Genomic DNA, 23,545 nt, shown 5'->3' with positions numbered 1-23,545 from the left:
GCCGCGTGAAGCTGGATTCGATGTACCAGGACGTGATCCTGGACCACTACAAGAACCCCCACGGCCGGGGGCTGAGGAACGGCGACGCAGAGGTACACCACGTCAATCCCACCTGCGGTGACGAGATCACGCTCCGGGTGCGGCTTGACGGCGACACCATCAAGGACGTGAGCTACGAGGGCCAGGGCTGTTCCATCAGCCAGGCCAGCGCCTCGGTGCTCAATGAGCTGCTGGTGGGCAAGGAGCTGACCGAGGCCCGCAGAATCCAGGAGACCTTCCTGGAGCTGATGCAGTCCAAGGGCAAGGCCGAGCCGGACGACGCCATGGAGGAGGTGCTGGAGGACGCGATCGCGTTCGCCGGTGTCTCCAAGTACCCGGCCCGGGTGAAATGCGCCCTGCTGAGCTGGATGGCGTGGAAGGACGCCACGGCGCAGGCACTGGGCGAGACCGCCGGAGGGAAGACCGCATGAGTGAGAACGTGACCACCACCACCAAGCCCGCCAGCGAGGAAGAGGTCCGCGAGGCCCTGTACGACGTCGTGGACCCCGAGCTGGGCATCGACGTGGTCAACCTCGGCCTGGTCTACGGCATCCATGTCGACGACGGCAATATCGCCACCATCGACATGACGCTCACCTCGGCGGCCTGTCCGCTGACCGATGTCATCGAGGACCAGGCCAAGTCCGCGACCGACGGCATCGTCAACGAGCTGCGGATCAACTGGGTCTGGATGCCGCCGTGGGGCCCGGACAAGATCACTGACGATGGGCGTGAGCAGCTGCGGGCGCTCGGCTTCAACGTCTGACGGCCCCTGGGCTTGTCGAAACGGCCCCCGCGCTTCGGCGCGGGGGCCGTTTCGTATGTCGGCGGATCGTTGCGTACGCTCGTACGCATCGTTGTGTACGATTGTACGCATGGGATATGTGACGCTCTCCGGGGCCATCCTGGCCGAGATCCTGGCGACCACCTCGATGAAGTACAGCGAAGGCTTCAGCAGGCTCTGGCCCTCGCTGGCCACCGGCGCGGGCTATCTGCTGTCCTTCGTCCTGCTCGCGCACACGCTCAAGACCATCTCCGTCAGCACCGCCTACGCCATATGGGCCGGGGCCGGGACCGCCGTCATCGCCGCGATCGGCATGCTCTTCCTGGGGGAGGCGATGACCGCCGCCAAGGTGTTCGGCGTGCTGCTGGTCATCGCCGGAGTGGTGGTGCTCAATCTGAACGGCGCCCACTGATGGGCCGCCGCTACGACCCCGAGCGGCGGCAGCGGATCATCGACGCCGCGGCCGCCGTGGTCCGCGAGCGCGGCATCGGGGGGCTCGGCCACCGGGCCGTGGCCGCCGCGGCCGATGTGCCGCTGGGCTCGACGACCTACCACTTCGCGACCCTCGACGATCTGATGATCGCGGCGCTCCGCCAGATCAACGCGGAGTGGCTGGCGGAGGTGGAGCACTGGGTGGAGGGCGTCGATCCGGCCGCACCGCCCGCGGACGAGCTGGCCCGGTGGCTGGGGGAGCAGCTCACGGGCGACCGGGTGCGGATGGAGCTGGAGTACGAGCTGTACTTCGCCGCGCTGCGCCATGAGGGACTGCGGCCGCTCGCCGCCGAGTGCCTGGACGAGATGGCCCGGATGCTGGCGCGACTGATGCCCGACGCGGCCACGGCGCGCGCGGTGGTGGCCCTGATCGACGGGCTGACCCTGCAGGTGCTGTTGGCGGACCGCCCGTACGACCGGGAGGGCACCAGCGCGGCGCTGGCGCGGATCATGGGCGTGGACGGCGACAACGGGCCGCCCGCCGGGTGAGACCGCACGGCGGACCGGCTGCCCGGGATCGCTGGTCGAGACCGCGGCCGGCCGGCCGCCCGGGACCGCTCGCTGAGACCGGTTCGCCTCCCGGGCCCGGCTCCGGTTAGCGTTCTGACCATGACCGATGCACCCACCACCGCCCCCACCGGCGCCGTCGCCGCCGGTCTCGCCACCCTCACCGAGGACGGCACCGTCCTGGACACCTGGTTCCCGGCCCCCGAGCTGACCGCCGAGCCCGGCCCGGCCGGGACCGAGCGGCTCGATGCCGAGCACACCACGCGGCTGCTGGGCGAGACCGCCCTCAAGGCGGTCGGACCGGACCCCCGGCGCGGCGTCGAGGTCGTCGCCGTCCGCACGGTCATCGCCTCGCTGGACGAGAAGCCCAGGGATGCGCACGACGTCTATCTGCGGCTGCATCTGCTCAGCCACCGGCTGGTCAAGCCGCACGGCCTGAGCCTGGACGGCCAGTTCGGCCTGCTGGCCAACGTCGCCTGGACCTCGCTCGGCCCGGTCGCCGCCGACCAGGTGGAGCGGGCCCGGCTCGCCGCCCGCGCCGAGGGGTTGCAGCTGTCGGTGACCAGTGTCGACAAGTTCCCCCGGATGACCGACTATGCCGTCCCCGCCGGCGTCCGCATCGGCGACGCCGACCGGGTCCGGCTCGGCGCCCACCTCGCCCCCGGGACCACGGTCATGCACGAGGGCTTCGTCAACTTCAACGCCGGGACGCTCGGCACCTCCATGGTCGAGGGCCGGATCAGCGCGGGGGTCGTGGTCGGCGACGGCTCCGACGTCGGCGGCGGCGCCTCGATCATGGGCACGCTCTCCGGCGGCGGCAAGCAGACGATCACCATTGGCGAGCGCTGCCTGCTCGGCGCCGAGGCGGGCCTGGGCATCTCGCTCGGCGACGACTGCATCGTCGAGGCGGGGCTGTATGTGACGGCGGGCACCCGCGTCACGCTCCCGGACGGCAAGATCGCCAAGGCCCTGGAGCTCTCCGGTGTCAACAACCTGCTCTTCCGCCGCAACTCCATCACCGGCACGGTGGAGGCGTTGCCTCGGACGGGTTCTTGGGGCGGGTTGAACGAGGCGCTGCACACCCACAACTGAGGTTGGGCGCGCGCTCCTTGGGTTTCGTTGCGGGGTGCGGGCCGGTGGGTGGTGTTGTGCCCACCCGTTCCGCCCCGCGGAACGATTGCCCACAACGGGGTGCCGGGGGGGGCAAGCCCCCCCCGCACCCCCGGAATACTCAAGGGCGCACTCGCACCACCTGCGGGTCGTGGTCGCTGGACTGGTCCGAGAACTCGGCGTTGATGTGCACGATGTCGTAGTCGGCGCGGCGCAGCGCGCGGCTGGTCAGGATGTGGTCCAGCACCTGCGAATTGCCGTTGTAGACATAGCCGTAGCGCTCGTCCTTCGGCAGCCGGGTCACCAGGTCCGTCAGCACACCGCCCTTGGTGAGGTCGGCCAGCGCGGGCGAGAACTGGTAGTCGTTGAGGTCGCCCGCGACGACCACCGACGCCTTCGGGTCGGCGTTGAGCAGCGCCTTGACGAAGGTGTTGACCGCCGTGGCCTGCCCGGTGCGCTGGGTCTCCGAGGAGCGGGCCGGGGGCTGGAAGCGGCTGTCCAGGCCCTGGTCGCCGCCCTTGGAGTTGAAGTGGTTCGCGACCACGAACACCGGGCGGCCCCGGAAGGAGAACTGCCCGACCAGCGGCTTGCGGCTGTCCTTCCAGACGCCGTTCGCCGGGTCGATACGGCCGGGGGAGGCCGACAGCGTGGCCTTGCCGTCCTTCTTCCCGACCTTCACGGGGGTGGTGGAGTCGCCGCCGGGGATGTCGGTGAAGGAGACCCGCTCGGGGTCGTAGAGGAACGCCACGCGGATGTTGCCGCCCGGCTCGCCGCCGTCCTGGTCGTCCACCGGGTTGATCTGCCGCCACTCGTACGCGGGACCGCCCGCCGCCTTGATCGTGTCGGTGAGCTTCTTCAGCGTGGCGTCGGCGCTCACCACTGAGTCGTTCGTCGCGCCGTTGTCGTCCTGGACCTCCTCCAGGGCGACGATGTCCGGCGAGGCGAGGTGCTCCACAAGGCCGGTGGCCAGCCGGTCGAACTTCGACTGGGCGGTCTTGGGGGAGAGGTTCTCCACGTTGTAGGTGGCGATGGAGAGTTCGTTTGCCTTCTGCTTACGGGTGGTCTCCCGCCGCGGGCCGTGGTCGGCCGGTTCGCCCATCGCGGTGGCCGCGATCGTGTAGCCGCCGAAGTCGTCGTAGTCCATCGGCCCGGCCGTGGTGCCGGTCAGCGCGTCGCCGACGTCCGCCACGGGGAAGGGGTGCTGGGCGTAGGGGAGGAGCGAGACCACCTTCACCCGGCCCGCGTTCGGGTCGCGGTACGAGCTGTAGAGGGCGCCGCCGCGCGCGGTGCGCTGGTGGCGGGGCTCGGCGGTGACCCACAGCTCCTTGTAGGTGTTGGTCGCGCCGACCACGGGGGCGTTCTCGACCGAGACCCGCATGCCCTCCAGCGACTCGTAGCGGTCCAGGGCGTACGAGCGCGGCCGCAGCGTCAGCCCCTCGATGGAGTCGCCACCGGCGTCCGGGGTGTAGCGGTCGGGGATCGTGGAGGGGTTGAGCCGGTAGGCGGCGGGCAGCGCGTTGCCGGAGGACTGGACGGTCCAGGTCGCCTTGGATAGCTCGGTGAGCGACTGCCCACCGGCGTCCTTGCCGCCCGGGTAGTACTCGGACACCGTCCCGGAGACCAGCACCGAGTCGCCCACGGTGACCGAGGGCGCGGTCGACCCGGTGAAGACGAAGATCGCCTCGCTGGTGGCCGCGTCCTTGTCGGGCCGGGTGTCCTGGATCCAGAAGCCGCGCGAGGAGCCGAAGGCACGTATCGCCGTGACCGTGCCGGGGACATCGTCCACCTGCTGTCCGGCGAGCGGGGATATCCGGGTGCCGCCCTGGATGTCATGGATGCGGACCTCGGCGGCGGAGGCCGACGAGGGGACCGCGAGCAGCCCGGCCGCGAGGGCGGAGGCGGCGACGGCGGTGAGGACGACGGGTCCGCGCGGGGTGCGAAGGGACATGGCGGTGGCCTCCGGAAAGGAGTGAACGGCGAGGAAGGTGCCTCTACGCGCGTCAATCTCTTTCCTCGCCACGGAAGTTGTCAAGGGAGGACGGGTGGCCCGGGTATGGCGGAAGCGGGACGGAGACATGAACGAGGGCCGCGGGATGTGGTGCGGGAGGGCCGCGGGATGTGGTGCGGGAGGGGCACGGGAGGGGCGCGGGACGGGGCGCGGACCACATCGGGACGAAAGTGCCGTCCCGTTCCGTCTACGCTGGGGTCCGGGCCGTATCCGCGCACCCGCGCCGGTACACCCCGGCATCGCCGTACCCCCATGGCTTCACGGTCCCGTGGACCCATGGCCCCACAGCCCCATAGCCCCGCATTCGCGCCCGCGACCTCCGCGCCCGCGACTTCCGTGCCCTCGAGGAGTGACGTCCGCCCATGCCAGAAGAGCGCCCCACCATGCCGCCCGTGCGGCTTCGCACCGACGCGGAACTCGCGCGGGACGCACTCGCCGCGCCGCTGCTCGCCCGCGCGGTCCGGCTCGCCCGCTGGGCCGAGCAAGGGAAGCCGGTGGCGTCGGGCGGGGCGCTGCCGGAGGGCGAGCTGCGGGAGGCGACCGAGCTGCTGGAGCTCGCGGGGGACGAGGACGGGGCGCTGTACGCGGCGCAGGCGTGGCAGCTGGCGGTGGACACCGGGCTGGTCGAGATCGAGGAGCCGACGGGGGCCGACGGCGACGGTGATGGCGATGGCGACGGCGACGGTGCCGGTGCCGACGCGGACGGTGAGGCGACGGCCGAGGACGAGTTCTCCGCCGTCGCGACCAGCGGCGAGGAGCTGCGGCTGATCACCGAGGGCGGCCCCCGTGACATCCTGGACATCTGGCTCGACGGTTTCGAGACGGTGCTGGCCGACGCCGCCGCCCCCGATCTGAGCGACATCGCCGCCCAGATCAGCGAGAGCGGTGAGCTCGACCTCGACGCGCTCGACTGGAACCCGGAGGAGGAGGCCGAGTTCCTCGACGGGGTGCTGGGCAACCTCTATCTGCTGACCGCCCTGGACAACGAGGCCGCCACGGCCCCCGTACCGCTGCCCGCGCTCGCCGCCTCCATGATCGTCCCCGAGGACATGGACGAGCCCACCGACGACATCCTCGAAGAGGTATCCGAGGCGATGGTGCGGCTGGACGACCAGTTCCGGCTGCTCGCCCCGACCGGCCTCGTCGACTACCAGCCGGTGGACGAGGCGCTGATCCAGGAGGTCGACGGCGAGGGCCGGATCCAGGAGCCCGAGACGGCCCAGGAGCTCGAGGACGAGGACGTCTCCCGCTACGGCATGGTGCGGCTCACCCCGCTCGGCGTCTACGCCGTACGGGCCCGGATGCTCGAGGCGGGCATCGACGCCCCGGCCGTCGGCGACCTGGCCGACAAGGGCGCCGACATCCTGCTGGACGCCCTCCCCGGCCACCCCGAGCCCGCCGCGCAGGCCGAGGCCGAGCAGTGGCTGGCCCGCCGTACGCCGGAGGCGGCCGCCCGCGAGCTGCTGGCCGCCGCCCGCGGCGACGACGAGGACGCGCCGCTGCGCCGCCTCACCTGCCAGCAGACCCTCTCGCTGGCCGGAACCGAGGCCGAGCCCGCCCTGCGCGAGGTGCTCGACGACCGCCACCTGGGCGGGCTGGCCCGGGTCTGGCTGGCCGAACACGGGGTGACGGGCGTTCCGGAGCCGTCGGAGGAGATGGTCTTCTGGCTCACCGTGGACACCCTCGCGGCGCAGCTCGCCTCCGAGGGCGACTCGGCGGAGCTGCGCGATCTGGTGCGGGGCCTGGTCGACCAGTCGGGGAGCTTCTTCGACTCGGCCTGGCGGGTGGACCACCCGGCGACGGCCGACGTGCTGGAGGCGATGGGGCGCCTGCACCCCGACAAGAAGGCCGCGAAGGAGGCCCGCAAGGCCGCCTTCAAGGCCCGCTCCCGGGCATAGCCGCGCCAAAGAGGGATGCTGGAGGGAGGGTGGCGCGTGCGGTGGGGGTGTTCCCCACCCCGCCCCTTCCCGCAGTGCCGATATGCGGCTCCGCCGCGTGGGGGGCTCCGCCCCAGACCCGGGGTCCAGGGGCGAAGCCCCTGGTAGCGGGAAGGGGCGGGGAGGGGAAAGGGCCCGCCGTCCGGGAAGTCGAGCGCCGCGTAGAGCCGTATCGCTTTGCGCGCCGTATATGGGATCGGCGGTCATTCGTCCGTTGATGTCGCGCGCCGTTCAACTGATGTTCGGCCGGGGACGGGAACGTATGGCCGCAGTCGGAGGACACCATCCTGCGTTCGGGAGAAGACATGTCGCTCAGCCGAAGAGACTTCGCGAGGCGTTCCGCGTACACCGGGGCCGGGTTCGCCCTGGTCGGAAGTGCGGGGGTGCTCGCCACCGCACCCGGCGCGCTGGCCGCTGAGGCGACGGAGGAGGGCGTCGCGAGCACCGAGGGCCACGGCCACGGCGGCTCGTCGCTCGGCTACGGTCCGCTCATCGCGGACCCCAAGGGCATCCTGGCCCTCCCCAAGGGCTTCCGCTACAAGATCATCACCCGTACCGGTGAGACGAAGCTGGAGTCCGGCGAGTCCACCCCGTCCAACCACGACGGCACCGCCACCTTCGAGGGCTCGCGCGGTGCGACGCTGCTGGTCAACAATCACGAGCTGGGCGGCCCCCGCGGCAACTGGCCGCACCCGGTCCCGCTGACCGAGGGCCTGGTCTACGACCCGGCGGCCTCCGGCGGCTGCACCGTCGTCGAGGTCGCCAAGCACGGCGACCACGTCACCGAGTGGGTCGGCATCGCGGGCACCTCGACCAACTGCGCCGGTGGCCGCACCCCCTGGGGCACCTGGCTGACCTGCGAGGAGACCGAGGACAAGGCCGGCACGAACGGCATGACCAAGGACCACGGCTACGTCTTCGAGGTCGACCCGCACGACCGCAGGGCCAACCGCGACCCGAAGCCGATCAAGGCCCTGGGCCGGTACGCCCACGAGGCCGTCGTCGTGGACCCGGGGCGCGGCCACCTCTACCTCACCGAGGACGCCTCAGGACCGAACGGCCTCCTCTACCGCTGGGTCCCGCCGCGCGGCTTCGAGCACGGCCGCGGCAAGCTCGACACGCTCAAGGACGACGCGGGCGTGCTCCAGGCGCCCAAGTGCTACGACTCGGGCGGCAACTTCGTGGACGACCTGTCCCGCGCCACCAAGACCGGCACGGTCTACGGCGTGGACTGGGAGCCGGTGCCGGACCGCGACGCGAAGTCGGTGTCGGTGCGCAAGCAGTTCAAGGACGGCGAGATCACCCGGGCCCGCAAGCTGGAGGGCATGTGGTGGGCGGACGGCGGCGCGTACATCGTCTCCTCGTTCGCCCGTGAGGAGAGCCCGGTCCAGCACGACGGCCAGGTCTGGTTCTACGACCCCAAGCGCCGCACCCTCACCCTCAAGGTGCTGCTGGGCGTCAACCCCGACCCGTCGAAGGACGGCGCCTTCGACGGCCCGGACAACATCACGGTCTCGCCGTACGGCGGTCTGGTCATCGCCGAGGACGGCGAGGGCGTCCAGCACCTCTTCGGCGCCACCGAGGACGGCCGGACGTACCCGATCGCGCGCAACGACCTGAACATCGGCAGCGCGGAGGAGCCGGAGTTCAGCGAGTTCACCGGTGTGGTCTTCTCGCCCGACGGCTCGACGCTCTACGCCAACATCCAGGTGCCGGGCATCATGCTCGCGATCACCGGCCCCTGGCGCCGCCAGCGCTGACGCCGAGCGGGGCCGGGGGCTGACGCAGAGCGAGGCCGGGGGCTGACGCCGAGCGGGGCCGGGGGAATCGTCCCGGCCGGGGTACGCGTTGACGTGAGCGTGACCTCACGCCTGCGCACCACCCCCTTCTCCATCCTGGACCGCTCCCGCACCCGCCAGGGGCGGGAGCGGTCGCAGGCGCTGCGCGACACCGTACGGTTCGCGCAAGCCGCCGAGGCGCTCGGCTACCACCGCTTCTGGGTCTCCGAGCACCACAGCGTGCCCGGCGTGGCCGGTTCGGCGCCCACGGTGCTGGCGTCCGCCGTCGCGGCGGCGACGGTCCGCATCCGCGTGGGCACGGGCGGTGTGATGCTGCCGAACCACCGCCCGCTGGTCGTGGCGGAGCAGTTCGGGGTGCTCGAATCCCTCTTCCCGGGCCGGATCGACATGGGCCTGGGCCGCTCCGTCGGCTTCACCGACGGCATCCGCCGCGCCCTGGGCGCCGAGAAGGACGCCGCGCGGGACTTCGGCGCCCAACTGGACGAGCTGCTCGGCTGGTTCACCGGTGAGCAGGACGCCCACCCCCAGGTCCACGCCCACCCGGCGGAGGGGCTGCGGCTGCCCGTCTTCATCCTGGCCACCGGCGCCGGCGCGGATCTGGCGGCGCGGGCCGGACTGTCCCTGGTGATCGGCGATCTGCGCGGCCGGGACGAGATGCTGCGCGCGATCGACCGCTACCGCGCGGGCTTCCGCCCCTCGGCGTGGTCCTCCGCCCCGTACGTCGTCGTCTCGGGCAATGTCGCGGTCGCCGACACCACGGAGGAGGCCCGCAGACTGCTGCTCCCCGAGGCGTGGTCGATGGCCCACTCCCGCACCCACGGCGTCTTCCCGCCGCTGGCCCCGGCCTCGGAGATCGAGGCCCGGGAGATGACCGAGAAGGAGCGCGGCTTCTACGAGCGGGGCCTGCGCGGCCAGCTGTACGGCACGGAGGACGAGGTCGCCGCCGCGCTCGACGAGCTGATCGAGCGCAGCGACGCCGACGAGGTGCTGGTCACGACGAGCACCTACGACCGCGAGGCCCTCCTGGACTCCTACCGCCGCCTGGCCCGCGCGGCGGGGCTGTCGGGCGGCCCCGGCCCCGCTTCCGGCTCTGTGCCGACCGCTACGTCACCCGGGTTCGCGCATGCCGGGCCATCGGCATGGGCCGGGCATCCGCAATGACGCAGAAGCGCCCGCGCCGCGTCGACCTCCGCCCGGCCCAATGCCCCATGACGGGCCTTGTACTGGGCGGTCAGCTCGGCAGACGGTCCCGCTCGACCTGCCTGCCGCCGCGCGGCCTGGCGGGGTGGTTCACAGAGCCTTGCCGGCGGGCTTGGCCATGCCGCGGACGGTGCGCGAGTCGACGTACTCGCCCATCGCGGTCATCTCCCACTCGCCCGAGAACTGCTTGATCAGCTTGGCCATCATCACGCCCGTGCGCGGCTCGGCGTGGGTGAGGTCGAAGCGGACCAGTTCCTCGCCGGTCTGGGCGTCGAGGAGGCGGCAGTACGCCTTGGCCACATCGGTGAACTTCTGGCCGGAGAAGGAGTTGACCGTGAAGACCAGGCCGGTGACCTCGGGCGGGAGGCCGCCGAGGTGGACGGTGATGGACTCGTCGTCGCCTCCGCCCTCACCGGTGAGGTTGTCGCCGGAGTGCTGGATGGCGCCGTTGAGGATGGCCAGCTTGCCGAAGAAGCAGGCGTCGATCTTCTTACGGTCGACACCGAAGGCGATCACGGACGCGTCGAGGTCGATGTCCTTGCCCCGGAAGGCGGGCTCCCAGCCCAGGCCCATCTTCACGGAGCTGAGCAGCGGGCGGCCGCCCTTGACCAGGGACACCGTCTGGTTCTTCTGGAGGCTGACCCGGCCCTTGTCCAGGTTGATCTTCCCGGTGGCCGGGGCCGCCGCGGCGGCGGGCGCCGCGGCGGCGGGCGCTGCGGCCGGGGGAGCGGACGGCATGGGCGGCGGGGGCTGGAAACCGGCGGGCGGGCCGCTCGGCGGGGGCGGCGTCTGGGCGGCGGGGGCGGTGGGGGCGGCCGCCGGGGCGGCGGGCTCCTCGACCGTCACCCCGAAGTCGGTGGCGATGCCCGCCAGACCGTTGGCATACCCCTGCCCGACCGCGCGCACCTTCCACGCCCCATTGCGCCGGTACACCTCCACGACCACCAGCGCGGTCTCGTTGCCCAGCCGCGGCGGGGTGAACGCGGCGATCACCGCGCCGTCGTCGGCACCGCGCACGGTGGCGGTCGGCTCGGTGCCCGCGAACGTCGCCCCGGGCGCGTCCAGGCTCGCGGTCACCACGATCTTCTCGATGTCGGCGGGGACGGCGGCGGTGTCCACCGTAATGCTGTCGCCCGCGCCCGCCGTCCCGGCGCGGTGGGTCACGCCCGGCCCGGTGGGCTGGTTGTAGAAGACGAAGTCGTCGTCGGAACGCACTTTGCCGTTGGCGGTGAGCAGCAGGCCCGATACGTCGAGCCGCACCGGAGCGGTGACGTCAACCGCCACGCGCGCGACGGAGAGGGGGAGGTTCGAGCCGGGTGTCATAGCGGTCATGCCCGGGGTAACGAACGTCCCCGCTTTACGGTTCCTTGACCTGCGGAGTGACTTCTCCCGTGACCTGCCCCGCCAGAGTCGGCCCGGTGCTGCTGTCGGTTGCCCCCGCCATCATGGTCCGCATGACGACCGAGCCCGACGCGCTGCCCACCCTGGCCCGCACCCACCTGCCCGCCGACCTCGCCGACCGCTGGACCGGGCTGCTGCGCCCGGCCGCCCACCTCCGCCGGGCCGGGGCGGCCGATCCGGTCATCGGCCGGCTCGGCGGACTGCCCCGGCTGCCCGAGGGCACGGACTGGCCGGTGTGGGAGGGGCACGGCCCGCTGGCGTTCGTGGCGGAGGTGGACTGCGCCGCGCTGCCCCGGGAGGAGCTGGACATACCGCTGCCCGCCGACGGCCGCCTGGCCTTCTTCTACTACGGCGACGAGGACTATGACGCGGTGGTCGACACCGCCGACCCGGACACCTGGGCCGGCGCCCGGGTGCTCCACCTCCCGCCCGCGCCCGCCGGCGCGCCCGAACGGCCCGCACCGGCCGGTCTCACCCTGTACCCGGAGGTGGCGCTGACCGTCCGGGTCGGCCCGAGCGCCCCCGACTTCGATCTGCCCGCGCTGACCGCGGCGTTCGGCGAGGACGCGTTCCCGGACGCGTTCACGAGGGCGATATGGGGCCACCAGAGCGGTGTCGCCCATCAGATCGGCGGCCACGCCCAGTCCATTCAGGGCGCGGTGGAGACCGTGGTGGCCCATGGCGCGCTGGGCGGGCGGGACGTGTCCTGGGAGGACCCGCGGCTCGAGGAGGAGGCGGGGCGCTGGGTGCTGCTCGCGCAGTTCGACTCCGATGAGGACGTGGACATGATGTGGGGCGACTGCGGCGCGCTGTACTGGCTGATCCGCCCCGACGACCTCGCCGCGGGCCGTTTCGAGAAGGCCCTGTTCACCTGGCAGTGCGGCTGACGGCATTTGCCGTCGCGGCAAACCCCGTTGGGGATCCCTCGGATCCCGGTCGATTCTGCGGGCTGACTCGGTCAAAGAGGCTCACCCGTAAGAGAGGCACCGACCCCATGCATGTCTTCCTCACCGGCGCGAGCGGCTATATCGGCGGCACCGTCGCCGTCCGCCTCCGCCAGGCAGGTCACCACGTCAGCGGTCTGACCCGCGATCCGGCCAAGGCCGAACAACTCGCCAGGCTGGGCATCGAGCCCGTGGTGGGTTCACTCGACGACACGGACCTCCTCGCCGCGCACGCCCACCGCGCCGACGCCGTGGTCAACGCGGCCGACAGCGACCACCGCGCCGCCGTGGAGACGCTCATCGCCGCGCTGGCCGGATCGGGCAAGCCGCTGATCCACACCAGCGGCTCCAGCACGGTTGGCACCGGCACGGAGGGCGAGGCGTCCGAGGTGGTCCACGGCGAGGACGTCCTCGACCCGGGATCGGCCTGGGAGCCCGACCACCCCATCCGCGCGGCCCGGGTCGCCATCGACCGCCTGGTCCTGAGCGCGGCCGAACGGGGCGTACGGTCGGCGGTGCTGTGCGACAGCCTGATCTACGGGCACGGGCGGGGCCTTGGCCGGGACAGCGTCCTGATCGCCGCACTGGTCCGGCAGGCCCGCGCCGGGGGAGTGGTCCGCCATGTCGGACCCGGCCGCAACATCTGGTCCACCGTCCATGTCGACGACGTCGCCGACCTGTACCTCCTCGCGCTGGAGAAGGCGCCTCCGGGCACCTTCTGCTTCGTGGAGAACGGGGAGGAGTCGTTCGGCGCGATCGCCGGGGCCATCGCCCGCTCCCTCGGCCTGCCCGGCCCCCGCCCCTGGGACCCCGACGCGCCGGACAACGTCTGGGACCCCCGGTTCGCCCGGCACGCCCTGGGTTCCAACAGCCGCGTACGGGCGCGCCGCGCCCGCGAGCTACTCGGCTGGCACCCGCGACACCGCTCGATCACGGACTGGATCCTCCGCGAGCTGCGCTGACCGGTCGGGGCGGCGGCGTACGGTGGCCGCCGTCACCCCCATCACGCACACCGCCATGCCCGCGAGGGCCGTCCACCCGGGCGCGTCCCCGAACATCGCGTACGCCCACACCAGCGTGGTCGGGGGCGTGAGGTAGATCAGCGCGCTGGTGCGGGTGACGCCGTTGCGGCGCAGGCTCAGCCAGTAGAAGCCGTAGCCGCCGACCGTGGAGAGCAGCACCGTCCAGGCCACGGCGGCCCAGAAGCCCCCGCCCGCCGGGGGCGCGGCATGGCCTCCGGCCACGGCGACCCCGGTGAACAGCACGGCGCTCACCAGGCAGTGCAGCGGTATGGCGTCCATGGGGTCGAGCGGCGTCCGCACCCTGCGTTCCAGGAAGCTCGCGGCCAGCAGCGCCGCCATGGCGGCGAAGGGCAGCCCGTACGCCCACGCCGGGGCGGCCGGGCCCGCCGACAGATCGCTCTGTACGACGAGCGCGACCCCGCCGAGGCCGATGGCCAGCCCCGCCCACTGGCGCGGGCTGACCGTCTCCCCGAGCAGCCGCCCGGCCAGCGCGCCCGCCGCGAGCGGCTGCAACGCGGCGATCAGCGCGGCGGTGCCGGACGGCACGCCGAGCCCGACCGCCCAGACGATCCCGCCGAGATAGCCGCCCTGCGAGAGCGCTCCGATCACCGCCTGCTCGGCCACGGCGCGCGGACGCAGTCTGCGGCGCCTCAGCAGCGCCCAGGCGCCGCCCAGGACCGCCGCCGCCGCGAGGAAGCGCCACATCAGCAGGGTGTCGGCGGGGGCCTCCCGGGTGCCGAGCTCGGCTCCGATGAAGCCGGAGCTCCACATCACGACGAGACCGATGGCGGTGACGGCGGCGCTGACGGGCATGGGGTGTTCCTCGTTCTGCTCGGGGTTCCGGGTTCGTTCGTTCCAGGTATACCGGTCTGTTTACTCCCTCATCCACTAGACTAAACAGATCGGTATACACGTCAACCCTTCACCCGGAGGTGATCACGGCATGGAAGCGCCTACGGGAGTGCTCACCCCCGCCGCGCGCCGCATCCTCGACACCGCCGCCGAGCTCTTCTACGGGCAGGGCATCAACGCGGTCGGCGTGGATCTGATCGCCAAGCGCGCCGGAGTCACCAAGAAGACGCTGTACGACCGCTTCGGCTCGAAGGAAACGCTGGTCGCCGCGTATCTGCGGGAGCGCGATGAGCGGTGGCGGGCGTGGCTCACCGCCGAGGTCGAGAAGTCGCCCCCGGCGGATCGCGCCCTGGCCACGTTCGACGCGCTCGCGCAGTGGGTGCGCCGCGAGAACCCGCGCGGCTGCGGCTTCGTCAACGCGGCGGCCGAACTGCCGGACGCCGCGCATCCGGCCCGGCAGGTGATCGCCGACCAGAAGCACTGGCTGCGGGGCTATCTGCGGCAGCTGTGCGAGGAGGCGGGCGTGACGCCCCCCGACGAGCTGGCGGACGAGCTGCTGCTCCTCCACGAGGGGGCCACGGTGCTGAACGGGCTCTCGGTGGTCGCCGATCCGGTCGGCACCGCGCGTGAGCTGGCCCTGCGGGCGCTGGAGCGGGCCAGGGCGGCCTGACCCGGGCGCATCACCCGAGCGCGTTGTTTGACCTTGAGCGCACTCGAAACCGTACGTTCCCGGCATGACGACCAAACAGCATGCGATCGGCTCCGGTTTCGGGGTGCGCAGTACGACGAGTGACGTCCTCGCGGGCATCGACCTGTCCGGGAAGCTCGCGCTCGTGACCGGGGGTTATTCGGGGCTCGGGCTGGAGACGACGCGGGCTCTCGCCGGTGCGGGGGCCCGCGTCGTCGTGCCCGCGCGGCGGCGCTCGACCGCCGTCGAGGCGCTCGGCGGGATCGGGGGCGTGGAGGTCGCCGGGATGGACCTCGCGGACCTGGACAGCGTTCGGGCCTTCACGGAGGAATTCCTCGCGTCCAGTCGCGATATCGACATCCTGGTCAACAACGCCGGGATCATGGCCGCGCCCGAAACCCGGGTGGGCCCCGGCTGGGAAGCCCAGTTCGCGATCAATCACCTGGGCCACTACGCCCTGGTCAACCGGCTGTGGCCCGCCATCGCGCGCGGCGGTGGCGCACGCGTGGTGTCGGTCTCCTCCAATGGGCACCAGCTCTCGGACATCCACTGGGACGACCCCCACTTCGAGCGACACGCCTACGACAAGTGGCAGGCGTATGGGCAGGCGAAGACGGCCAACGCCCTGTTCGCGCTGCACCTCGACGCGCTGGGGCGGAACGCCGGTGTGCGGGCGTTCTCCGTGCATCCCGGCACGATCGCCACCCAGTTGGGGCGCCACATGTCCCCGGAGGAACTGGCGGAGCTGAGTGAGACGATCGAGGCCAGCCCCACCAACGCCGGCTGGAAGGCACCCGAGGAGGGGGCGGCCACCCAGGTCTGGGCGGCGACCTCGCCGCGGCTCGCGGGCATGGGCGGGGTGTACTGCGAGGACTGCGACATCGCCGAGCCCGCGTCGGAGGGGACCGAACTGGGCAGTGGGGTGAGCGTCTGGGCCACCGATCCGGAGCGGGCCGCGCGGCTGTGGACGCTGTCGGCCGAGCTGACAGGGGTCGACGCCTTCACCGGATAGCCGGATAGCGGGATAGCCGGACAGATAGACAGCCCAGACTGTTCAGTGTGAACTGGACAGCCTGGACTGAAGGAAATATCGTGCGGGGCATGGCAGAGACCCCTGGTGGCATGTCCGAGTCCACCGTGCGCGCCGCGCATGAGATCCGCGTAGTGATCGGCCGGTTGCGGCGGCGGATCAAGGAGACGTACGACCTCGAGGAACTCACCCCCTCGCAGACGTCCGCGCTCAGCAGGCTCAGCAAGGAGGGCCCCGCCTCGGCCAGCGCGCTGGCGGCGGCCGAGCGCGTAAGGCCGCAGTCGATGGCGGCCACGCTCGCCGTGCTGGACGAGCGCGGGCTGATCCGGCGGCGCCCCGATCCCGACGACGGGCGGCGGCAACTGGTCTCGGTGAGCGAGACCGGCAGCGCGTTCCTGGACGACAAGCGGCGGGCGGGCGAGGAATGGCTCGCGCGGGCGCTGGAGAGCGGCTATACGGAAGCGGAACGGGAGACCATCCTCGAGGCGCTGGCCCTGCTGGACCGGCTCAGCCGCGCATGATCGAGCGGCTCACGCGACGAAAGGGAAAGGGCACGGCGGCGGACGCGGGGAGCGCCTTCGATCGGAGGCTGCTCGCGCCGATGATGCTGGGTTCGGTACTGAACCCCGTCAACTCCTCCATCATCTCGGTGTCGTTGGTGCCGATCGGCGCCGCGTTCGGGGCGCCGCCGTCGCAGACGGCCTGGCTGGTCTCCGCGCTCTATCTGGCCACCTCGATAGGCCAGCCGGTCATGGGCCGGCTGATCGACCTCTACGGGCCGCGCCGCCTCTTCCTCGCCGGGGCGACGCTGACCGGGATCGCGGGGCTGATCGGTCTCCTCGCGCCCAACCTGGGGACACTGATCGTCGCGCGGGTGGTGCTCGGGTTCGGCACCTGCGCGGGCTATCCGGCCTCGATGTACCTCATCCGGGGGGAGGCCCGGCGGACCGGCCAGGAGAGCCCCGCCGCAATACTCGCCACCCTCGCGGTCGCCAGTCAGACCATCGCGGTCATCGGCCCGCCCCTGGGCGGACTGCTGATCGGGCTGGGCGGCTGGCGCAGCACGCTCGCCGTCAACATCCCGCTGGCGGCGGCCGGTCTGATCCTCGGCGCCCTGCGTCTGCCGAAGGAGCGGCCCCTGGCGGAGCGCACCGATGAGCGCGTCCGGCTGGATCTGATCGGCATGGCGCTGTTCGCCGCCATGCTCGTCTCGCTGCTGCTGTTCCTGATGGAGCCCCGAGCCGATCGGTGGTATCTGCCGGTGCTGATGGCGGTGGCGGCGGCCGGGTTCATGGTCCGGGAGCTGCGCGCGGCGGAGCCGTTCATCGATCTGCGGGTGTTCGGCGGCAATCTGCCCCTGCTGCTCACCTACGCCCGCGCGCTCCTCTTCTCCGTCGTCTTGTATGTCTTTCTGTACGGCTACACCCAGTGGCTCCAGGACGGCCGGGGGCTGACGGCCTCCCAGGCGGGGCTCGCCCAACTGCCCCTGTTCCTGACCGGGATCGCGGTGTCCACCGCCACCGGCCGCCGCGCCGCCGTGCGCGGCAAGCTGCTGGTGGGGGCCGTGGGGCAGATCGTCGGCTGCGCCCTGCTGCTCCCGCTCCAGCCGCACAGCGCGATATGGCTGCTGATCGTCGTCGGGCTTGTCTTCGGCGTACCGCAGGGGCTGATCAACCTCGCCCTGCAGAACGCGGTGTACCACCAGGCCGATCCGGAGCGGATGGGCTCCTCCGCGGGGCTGCTCCGCACCTTCTTCTACCTCGGCGCGATCGTCGCCTCCAGCGCCAACGGCGCCTTCTTCGGCGCCCGCGCCGACACCGGCGGGCTGCACGGCCTGGCCTGGTTCATGCTCGCCATCACCGGTCTGTGTCTGGCGCTGACGCTCGTGGACCGCTCGCTGGGCCGTATCGGTTCCGACGATTCCTCTTCCGCGCGACGAAAGGCTTCATGAACATGAACGCGAACAAGACGGCCCTGCTCGTGATGGACGTCCAGGAGGGCATCGTGGCCCGCGTCCAGGACCTCGACTATGTGCCGCGCGTGAGCCGCGCGGTCGACGCGGCCCGTGACGCCGGAATCCCCGTCGTGTACGTCGCCATCGGCTTCCGCTCCGGCCGTCCCGAGGCCTCGGCCCGTAACAAGATCATGGGCTCCCTGCCGCCGGGCCTCTACACCGAGGACGACCCCAAGATCGCCATCCACGCCGGTGTGGCGCCCCGGCCGGACGAGGTCGTGGTCACCAAGCGGCGGGTCAGCGCGTTCGCCGGCAGTGACCTGGACGTGGTGCTGCGGTCCGGCGACATCACCCATCTCGTCCTGACCGGCGTCGCGACCGGCGGCGTCGTCCTGTCCACCCTGCGCCAGGCCGCCGACCTGGACTTCCGGCTCACGGTGCTGTCCGACGCCTGCTACGACCCGGACCCGGAGGTCCACCGGCTGCTCATCGAGAAGGTGTTTCCGTCGCAGGCCGAGGTCACGACGGTGGAGGAGTGGGCCCGGAAGGCGGGCTGAGCGGCTCGGTCGGGTGCGGCGCCGTTTCGCGCCTTCGGCGCATTTGAGCATGGGTCGGCGGGTGGGGGCCCGGCCCTCGTCGCCGGGCGCCGGGCCGGTGGGGGCGGGGCCCGGTGGCGGCGTCCTTGCTCGGGGGCCAGGAGCGTTGCCGGACTGGCGGGTCGATCGGGGGCCGGGGCCGGACCGTCTTCCGGATGACCCGGGGTGGGGTACCCCTCTCGGAATTGCCTGACAAATTAGTTGCTTCAGATCAAGCGTTTTTTGCAGAGGTACCCCGGAGGGGCCGCCCCGGGGCCCGCCGGTCCGCACTCCGGACAGAGAGCCGCTCCTCCCACGTCGCCGAGCCGCCACGACCCCGACATCCCATCGGCCCGGCGGCCGGCGGCGGCGCCCCGCCCCCACCTCCGGACCCATGCTCAAAAGCCACCAGGCCTAGGTGAGCCGCGCCCCTGCGCACAGGGCTCTGCCCGAAACCCTCAACGCGGCCAGATCGGCGGGTCGGTGCAGAACGCGCCGCCGAGGTAGTCATGGGCGGGGTTGCCCGGTTCCAGTTCGCCCTGTTCGGCGATCAGCTTCGCGGCGTACGGCTCGGAGTCGTCCCTCGGCTCGTACCCCAGGGCGCGGGCCGAGGAGAGGTCCCACCACAGGCGGGTGTTGGCCGAGCTGCCGTAGACCGTCGTGCAGCCCACGTTCTCCGCCGTAAGGGCGGCGTGGAGGAGCCGGGCGCCGTCCGCCGGGCTCATCCAGATGGACAGCATGCGGACCGTCGTCGGCTCGGGGAAGCAGGAGCCGATGCGGATGGCGACCGTCTCGATGCCGTGCTTGTCCCAGTAGAACGAGGCCAGGTCCTCGCCGAACGCCTTCGACAGCCCGTAGTAGGTGTCGGGGCGGCGCGGGGTGTCGAGAGGGATGAGCGGGTCGTCCCCCACCGGGTGCGGGGTGAAGCCCACGGCGTGGTTGCTCGAGGCGAAGACGATCCGGCGGATCCCCGCCTCGCGCGCCGCCTCGTACATGTTGTACGTGCCCTCGATATTGGCCCGCAGGATCTTCTCGAACGGGGCTTCCAGGGAGATACCCGCGAGATGGATGATCGCGTCAACGCCCCGCACGGCCTCGCGCAGGGCGTCCCGGTCGGACAGGTCCGCGGTGATCGCGTCCGGCTCGCCCTCGATGGGGAGCTGGTCGAGCAGCCGCAGCTGGTATCCGTACGACGGCAGCAGCTCGCGCATCAAGGTGCCCATGCCGCCGGCGGCGCCGGTGAGGAGGACGGTGCGGGGAGCGGGCATGGGCGGATCTCCTCCGAGGGGGTATCGCGTTATGGGGTTGTCGCGCAGGGGGCCGTTGCGTATGTGGTTTTTATTCATGTATGTGGTTCAGATTCATGGACACCGTAAGGATCGGCGCATGGGCCGTCAAGGGTGGCGCGATGTCGGCGAATTCACCGTCGGGTGGGTGGCGTCACCCGGTTGGCGCCCTTGACCGGCGGCCGATGGCTGCCTTACGGTGAACTTGTTCACGAATGTAGATGACGATCAGAAACGTGCACACGGCGTCGGTAGGTGACGGCGGGTCGGTGTACACGACAGGGAGAAGCCCGTGACCTCAGCTTCACTCGCCGAGCGCCTTGACGGACTGCTGTTCTTCCCCGTGACCGCCTACGGTCCCGATGGCGCCCTGGACCTGGAGATCTACCGCGCGCACATCCGCGCCGGGATCGACGCGGGGGCGGGCGCCGTCTTCGCGTGCTGCGGCACGGGCGAGTTCCACGCACTGACGCCCGAGGAGTTCCACGACTGCGTCGTGGTCGCCGTGGAGGAGGCCGCCGGGCGGGTGCCGGTCGTCGCGGGCGCCGGGTACGGGACCGCGCTGGCGATCCAGTACGCCAAGCTGGCCGAGCGGGCCGGTGCGGACGGGCTGCTCGCCATGCCGCCGTATCTGGTCGTGGCCGATCAGGAAGGGCTGATCCGCCACTACAGCGCCCTCGCGGGCGCGACCGGCCTCGACATCATCGTCTACCAGCGGGACAACGCAGTCCTGGCCCCGGACTCCGTGGCCCGGCTCGCCAAGGTGCCCGGCATCATCGGCCTCAAGGACGGCATCGGCGACCTCGACCTGATGCAGCGCGTCGTGAGCGCGGTGCGGGCCGACGCCCCCGACGAGGGCTTCCGGTACTTCAACGGACTGCCGACCGCCGAGCTGACCGGCCTCGCCTACCGCGGCATCGGCGTGACGCTCTACTCCTCCGCCGTCTTCTGCTTCGTTCCCGAGGTCGCCCTCGCCTTCCACAAGGCGCTCATGACGGGCGACGACGAGACCGCCAACAAACTGCTCGACGGCTTCTACCGGCCGCTGGTCGAGCTCCGCAACCAGGGCCGCGGCTATGCGGTGTCGCTGGTCAAGGCGGGGGTCCGGCTGCGCGGGCTGGACGTCGGCGAGGTGCGGCCGCCGCTGAGCGAGCCCAGCCCCGCCCACGTCAAGGAGCTTGCCGAGCTGATCGAGCGCGGCATGGCGCTGGTCGGGGAAGCCGACGGGGACGCGGACAAGGACAAGGACGGGAACGGGGACGGGAACGGGGAGGCGCGGTGAAGGCTTCCGCCTTCGTCTACCCCTGGGACGTCGTCGGGGACCCGGACGCCGCTCGCCGCATCGCCGACCTCGGCGTCCAGCAGGCGACACTGGCCTCCGCCTACCACTCCACCCGGGCCCTGACCCCGCGCCACCCCGGGCATCGCATCGTCACCGCCCGCCACGCGGCCGTGCTCTACCCGCCGAGCGCGGAGCGCTGGCAGGGGCGCGAGCTGCGGCCGTACGAGCAGTCGTGGGTGCCCGGCGAGGATCCGTACGGCGAGGCGGCCGCCGCGCTGGCCGACGCCGGTCTCGAGGTCCACGCCTGGGTGGTGCTCGCGCACAACACCCGGCTGGGCGAGGAGCATCCGTGGATCACCGTGCGCAACGCCTATGGCGACCGCTACCCGTGGGCGCCGTGCATCGCCCGCCCCGAGGTGCGCGCCTATCTGGTGGACCTGGCCGCCGAGGCGGCCGTACGGCCCGGAGCCCGCGGCACCGAGCTGGAGTCCTGCGGCTGGTACGGACTCGCCCATCTGCACGCCCACGACAAGATCGGCGGAGTGCCGCTGGGCGGCGCCGGCCAGTACTTGATGTCGCTGTGCTTCTGCGAGAGCTGTGAGGCGGGCTACGCCGAGCTGGGCGCCGACCCCGAGGTGCTGCGCGAGCTCGTCGTGCGCGCCCTGCGGCCGGTGTGGGCGGGCGAGACCACCGCGGACGGCGGTGACCGCGCGGGGGAGTGGGCCGAGGTCGAGAAACTGCTCGGCGCCGACCACGCCGCGCTCTTCGCGGCCTGGCGCGACCGGATCGCGAGCGGTCTGCGGGGCGAGGCCGTGGCCGCCGTAAGGGCCGCGGCGGACAAGGACTTCCAGGTCCTGCTGCACGCCGACCCGGCCCCGCACCGGCTCGGCGCCAACGTGGGCGTGGATCCGGCCGATGTGCTGGCCCAGGCCGACGGGGTCGTACTGCCGTGCACGGGGGGCGAGGCAGTGCGCTCCGGGGTCCTGCCCCCGTTCGTCCCGTACCGGACCGAACGGACCGTGCTCGCCGCCAACTTCACGGTGGTGGCGGGGATGGGCGGCAGCCCGGCGACGCTGGCCCAGGACGCGGCCCACGCGGTGGAGCTGGGCGCGGACGAGCTCCGTCTGTACCACGCCGGTCTGGCCTCGGACCCGGACCTGGCGGCCGTCCGCACGGCCCTGGCCGAGCTGGGCTGAGCTCGCAGACGCGCAGACGCGCAGACGATCGGCGGCAGGGCAAGGCACTCCCGGCGGAGCGCCTGGCGGGTTTCCGGGACAGCCCGGCGGATTATCGGAAGCGCGACACTCGCCGGCATCGCCACGATCGAAGGGTGCCGACGAAACGGACCACCTCACACCGCAGGCCCATCGCGCTGATGTCCCTGGGACACGCCTGCGTGGACATCTACCAGGGAGCGGTGGCCGCGCTGGTGCCGTTCCTCGTCTCGGAACGGGCGTACAGCTACGCCGCCGCCTCCGGCGTCGTACTGGCCGCCTCGCTGCTGTCGTCCGTCGTACAGCCGCTGTTCGGGGCGCTCACCGACCGGTGGGCCATGCCGTGGCTGCTGCCGGTGAGCACGCTGGTGGGCGGCGCGGGTGTGGCGCTGAGCGGGGTCACCGGCTCCTACGCGGCGACCCTGGCGGTGGTCGCCGTCTCCGGCATCGGCGTGGCCGCGTACCACCCCGAGTCCGCCCGGGTGGCCCGGCTCGCCAGCCGGGGCAGCCACACCGCGATGAGCTGGTTCTCCCTCGGCGGCAACGTCGGCTTCGCCGCCGCGCCGCTCGCGGTCGCCGCCGTCATCGCCACCGGCGGTCTGCGCGCCTCCCCGCTGCTGGCCGTCCCCGCCGTGGCCGGAGCCGCCCTGTGCGCGGCCGCGCTGCGGGCGCTCAGGGCCCCGGGCGCGGCGGCCGGGCCCGCGCGGGCGGGCCGCGGAGGAGAGGGACGGGACGACTGGCCCTCCTTCCTCCGGCTGTCCGGCGCCATCATGTGCCGCTCGATCGTCTTCGTCGGGCTGAGCGCGTTCATCTCCCTGTACGTGCGCGAACGCGCGGGCGGAGGCGAACTGGCCGGTACCGCCGCCCTGTTCGTGCTCTACGCCGGCGGCGCGGTGGGCACGGTGGTCGGCGGCGGACTCGCCGCCCGCCACGGCCGCGTCCCGGTCGTCCAGTGGTCGTACGCCCTGACCGTCCTCGCCGTCGCGGGCGTCGTCCTCGTCCCCGGCCCGGCGCTCTACCTCTGCGTGGCCCTCGCCTCGGCCGGGCTCTATGTGCCGTTCTCCCTGCACGTCACCCTCGGCCAGGACTACCTGCCCCGCCGCGTGGGCACCGCCAGCGGGGTCACCCTGGGACTGACGGTCAGCGTCGGCGGCCTCGCAAGCCCCCTCATCGGCGCCCTGGCCGACGCCACCACCCTCCAAACCGCCCTGTCCCCCCTGATAGCCCTCCCCGCCCTCGGCTGCCTCCTCCTCCGCCCCCTGAACGAACCCGCCCTCCCCGAAGCCATCACCCAACACCCCCACCCGGCGAACACCGACGCCCCCGAGCGGGCGTAAGGGCGGGACGCGCCCGGCTTTGGCGCTCTCGGCCAGTTTTTGTCAGAACCGTTGACGAACTCCTGGGGCCGCCCTAACTTCATC

Annotated in this window: 22 protein-coding genes; 18 read left to right on the top strand and 4 right to left on the bottom strand. The window is 72.2% G+C overall.

Annotation, left to right across the window (positions count from 1 at the left end):
* The first annotated feature begins 5 nt into the window (after window positions 1-5).
* The 5 genes from sufU (at window position 6) to dapD (ending at window position 2,914) form a co-directional block, all read left to right on the top strand.
* On the top strand, window positions 6-470 hold the full coding sequence (gene sufU / locus J2Z30_RS00615) for a Fe-S cluster assembly sulfur transfer protein SufU (protein ID WP_044577224.1): 465 nt from the start codon (window positions 6-8) through the stop codon (window positions 468-470).
* Window positions 467-805, top strand: a complete 339-nt coding sequence (locus J2Z30_RS00610; RefSeq protein WP_044577227.1) for a metal-sulfur cluster assembly factor — start codon at window positions 467-469, stop codon at window positions 803-805. Before sufU ends, J2Z30_RS00610 begins: the two co-directional genes overlap by 4 nt.
* Window positions 806-914: 109 nt before the next feature.
* Entirely contained in the window at window positions 915-1,235 is a 321-nt protein-coding gene (locus tag J2Z30_RS00605; RefSeq protein ID WP_044577230.1) for a DMT family transporter, read from the top strand.
* Entirely contained in the window at window positions 1,235-1,804 is a 570-nt protein-coding gene (locus J2Z30_RS00600; protein ID WP_044577232.1) for a TetR/AcrR family transcriptional regulator, read from the top strand. Before J2Z30_RS00605 ends, J2Z30_RS00600 begins: the two co-directional genes overlap by 1 nt.
* Window positions 1,805-1,924: 120 nt before the next feature.
* Window positions 1,925-2,914, top strand: a complete 990-nt coding sequence (gene dapD, locus J2Z30_RS00595) for a 2,3,4,5-tetrahydropyridine-2,6-dicarboxylate N-succinyltransferase (RefSeq protein WP_044577234.1) — start codon at window positions 1,925-1,927, stop codon at window positions 2,912-2,914.
* Between the two features lie 139 nt (window positions 2,915-3,053).
* Here the strand turns inward: dapD and J2Z30_RS00590 are convergent, their stop codons facing one another.
* Window positions 3,054-4,880, bottom strand: coding sequence for a DUF8508 domain-containing protein (locus J2Z30_RS00590; protein WP_044577237.1), 1,827 nt, complete (start codon window positions 4,878-4,880; stop codon window positions 3,054-3,056).
* Between the two features lie 422 nt (window positions 4,881-5,302).
* Here J2Z30_RS00590 and J2Z30_RS00585 point away from each other — a divergent pair, with 422 nt between their 5' ends.
* The 3 genes from J2Z30_RS00585 (at window position 5,303) to J2Z30_RS00575 (ending at window position 9,837) form a co-directional block, all read left to right on the top strand.
* Window positions 5,303-6,838 carry a hypothetical protein gene (locus J2Z30_RS00585; protein WP_044577240.1) on the top strand — a complete coding sequence of 512 codons (1,536 nt, stop codon included), beginning with the start codon at window positions 5,303-5,305 and terminating at the stop codon, window positions 6,836-6,838.
* Window positions 6,839-7,182: 344 nt separating this feature from the next.
* Window positions 7,183-8,637 (top strand): alkaline phosphatase PhoX, encoded by a 1,455-nt coding sequence (locus J2Z30_RS00580; RefSeq protein ID WP_044577242.1) that lies wholly within the window; start codon window positions 7,183-7,185, stop codon window positions 8,635-8,637.
* Window positions 8,638-8,730: 93 nt separating this feature from the next.
* Window positions 8,731-9,837 carry an LLM class flavin-dependent oxidoreductase gene (locus J2Z30_RS00575; RefSeq protein ID WP_078956963.1) on the top strand — a complete coding sequence of 369 codons (1,107 nt, stop codon included), beginning with the start codon at window positions 8,731-8,733 and terminating at the stop codon, window positions 9,835-9,837.
* A 129-nt stretch (window positions 9,838-9,966) separates the two neighbouring features.
* Here the strand turns inward: J2Z30_RS00575 and J2Z30_RS00570 are convergent, their stop codons facing one another.
* Window positions 9,967-11,199, bottom strand: coding sequence for a TerD family protein (locus J2Z30_RS00570; RefSeq protein ID WP_209468536.1), 1,233 nt, complete (start codon window positions 11,197-11,199; stop codon window positions 9,967-9,969).
* A gap of 131 nt (window positions 11,200-11,330) precedes the next feature.
* Here J2Z30_RS00570 and J2Z30_RS00565 point away from each other — a divergent pair, with 131 nt between their 5' ends.
* On the top strand, window positions 11,331-12,164 hold the full coding sequence (locus tag J2Z30_RS00565; RefSeq protein WP_052702119.1) for a YwqG family protein: 834 nt from the start codon (window positions 11,331-11,333) through the stop codon (window positions 12,162-12,164).
* Window positions 12,165-12,271: 107 nt separating this feature from the next.
* On the top strand, window positions 12,272-13,183 hold the full coding sequence (locus tag J2Z30_RS00560) for an NAD-dependent epimerase/dehydratase family protein (protein WP_044577244.1): 912 nt from the start codon (window positions 12,272-12,274) through the stop codon (window positions 13,181-13,183).
* Here the strand turns inward: J2Z30_RS00560 and J2Z30_RS00555 are convergent.
* On the bottom strand, window positions 13,121-14,056 hold the full coding sequence (locus J2Z30_RS00555; protein ID WP_044577247.1) for a DMT family transporter: 936 nt from the start codon (window positions 14,054-14,056) through the stop codon (window positions 13,121-13,123). The genes J2Z30_RS00560 and J2Z30_RS00555 overlap by 63 nt on opposite strands.
* A 130-nt stretch (window positions 14,057-14,186) precedes the next feature.
* On the opposite strand from J2Z30_RS00555, the gene J2Z30_RS00550 reads away from it, so the two are divergent.
* The 5 genes from J2Z30_RS00550 to J2Z30_RS00530 all read left to right on the top strand — a co-directional run bounded on the left by J2Z30_RS00550 (window position 14,187) and on the right by J2Z30_RS00530 (window position 18,324).
* Window positions 14,187-14,765, top strand: a complete 579-nt coding sequence (locus J2Z30_RS00550; protein WP_044577249.1) for a TetR/AcrR family transcriptional regulator — start codon at window positions 14,187-14,189, stop codon at window positions 14,763-14,765.
* A 64-nt stretch (window positions 14,766-14,829) separates the two neighbouring features.
* On the top strand, window positions 14,830-15,795 hold the full coding sequence (locus J2Z30_RS00545; RefSeq protein ID WP_044577252.1) for an SDR family NAD(P)-dependent oxidoreductase: 966 nt from the start codon (window positions 14,830-14,832) through the stop codon (window positions 15,793-15,795).
* 89 nt (window positions 15,796-15,884) lie between these two features.
* On the top strand, window positions 15,885-16,334 hold the full coding sequence (locus J2Z30_RS00540) for a MarR family winged helix-turn-helix transcriptional regulator (protein ID WP_044577255.1): 450 nt from the start codon (window positions 15,885-15,887) through the stop codon (window positions 16,332-16,334).
* Window positions 16,331-17,764, top strand: coding sequence for an MFS transporter (locus tag J2Z30_RS00535; RefSeq protein ID WP_044577257.1), 1,434 nt, complete (start codon window positions 16,331-16,333; stop codon window positions 17,762-17,764). The genes J2Z30_RS00540 and J2Z30_RS00535 overlap by 4 nt, the downstream gene beginning before the upstream one ends.
* Entirely contained in the window at window positions 17,761-18,324 is a 564-nt protein-coding gene (locus tag J2Z30_RS00530; protein WP_044577260.1) for a cysteine hydrolase family protein, read from the top strand. Before J2Z30_RS00535 ends, J2Z30_RS00530 begins: the two co-directional genes overlap by 4 nt.
* Before the next feature lie 476 nt (window positions 18,325-18,800).
* Here J2Z30_RS00530 and J2Z30_RS00525 read toward each other — a convergent pair whose 3' ends face one another.
* Window positions 18,801-19,610, bottom strand: a complete 810-nt coding sequence (locus J2Z30_RS00525) for an NAD-dependent epimerase/dehydratase family protein (RefSeq protein ID WP_044577263.1) — start codon at window positions 19,608-19,610, stop codon at window positions 18,801-18,803.
* 310 nt (window positions 19,611-19,920) lie between these two features.
* Here J2Z30_RS00525 and J2Z30_RS00520 point away from each other — a divergent pair, with 310 nt between their 5' ends.
* From J2Z30_RS00520 to J2Z30_RS00510, 3 genes are all read left to right on the top strand, one after another.
* Window positions 19,921-20,910, top strand: coding sequence for a 5-dehydro-4-deoxyglucarate dehydratase (locus J2Z30_RS00520; RefSeq protein ID WP_044577265.1), 990 nt, complete (start codon window positions 19,921-19,923; stop codon window positions 20,908-20,910).
* The gene (locus tag J2Z30_RS00515) at window positions 20,907-22,106 is read left to right on the top strand and encodes an alpha-amylase family protein (protein ID WP_044577268.1); all 1,200 of its coding nucleotides are present in this window, start codon (window positions 20,907-20,909) and stop codon (window positions 22,104-22,106) included. Before J2Z30_RS00520 ends, J2Z30_RS00515 begins: the two co-directional genes overlap by 4 nt.
* A gap of 179 nt (window positions 22,107-22,285) precedes the next feature.
* Window positions 22,286-23,461 (top strand): MFS transporter, encoded by a 1,176-nt coding sequence (locus tag J2Z30_RS00510; protein ID WP_107073383.1) that lies wholly within the window; start codon window positions 22,286-22,288, stop codon window positions 23,459-23,461.
* The last annotated feature ends 84 nt before the right edge of the window (window positions 23,462-23,545 follow it).

The sequence above is a fragment of the Streptomyces iranensis genome, assembly GCF_017874715.1.
Classification (GTDB): Bacteria; Actinomycetota; Actinomycetes; order Streptomycetales; family Streptomycetaceae; genus Streptomyces; species Streptomyces iranensis.
The sequence above is the reverse complement of the archived record's forward strand: the minus strand, read 5'-3'. Positions and strand labels throughout refer to the sequence as shown.